A 552-nucleotide genomic window follows, 5' to 3' on the forward strand; every position below is an offset into this window, starting at 1 on the left:
GAACGCCACCCAGTAAGGACCCGTGCAATACAAATGGATGGAAGCAGTGTTCGTTCGCTCGCGGCTCATGATATCACTCAAATGCTCGTTCAGCAACGCCACCAAACGAACGCCGGAAGGAAGGGAAGACATTTCTTTTTGATTTATGATTTTTGATTTAAACTGTCAACTGTCACTTGTCAACTGTCAACTGATTTCGTGTTTCAGCCAGCGATCGCAATCGTCCAGCCGGCGGATCAAGGATAACTTGCTTTTCTTGGGCGAGGACTCACCCCGCCAAGGATCCACCACCTCATGCGCCATCTGCCGGTAAAGGGCACTGTCCGTGCAACCGTAGAGCGTCACAAGCAGCAAGGCACGGGATTGCGCCGCCTTTACCGCCGGGAGCATACTGCGCATCGTGGCGAGCAAACGCACGAACTCATCCTCCTCGCCCAACAGCTTGTAGGCAGGTAGGAGTGACGAGTAGACCTTACAACGCATCACGTCCGTCTCCGCACGGAGCGAACCGTACGATCTCAACACCTCAAGGGCCAAGCGGGTATCCTCCTC

General features: G+C 54.3%; 1 pseudogene. It reads right to left on the reverse strand.

The window, feature by feature from the left end:
- Positions 1 to 186 precede the first annotated feature (186 nt).
- Positions 187 to 552: pseudogene (locus tag D7V92_RS21940) on the reverse strand (transcriptional regulator); the annotation flags it as partial.

Source organism: Parabacteroides sp. CH2-D42-20 (genome assembly GCF_003670185.1).
Lineage (GTDB): Bacteria > Bacteroidota > Bacteroidia > Bacteroidales > Tannerellaceae > Parabacteroides > Parabacteroides distasonis.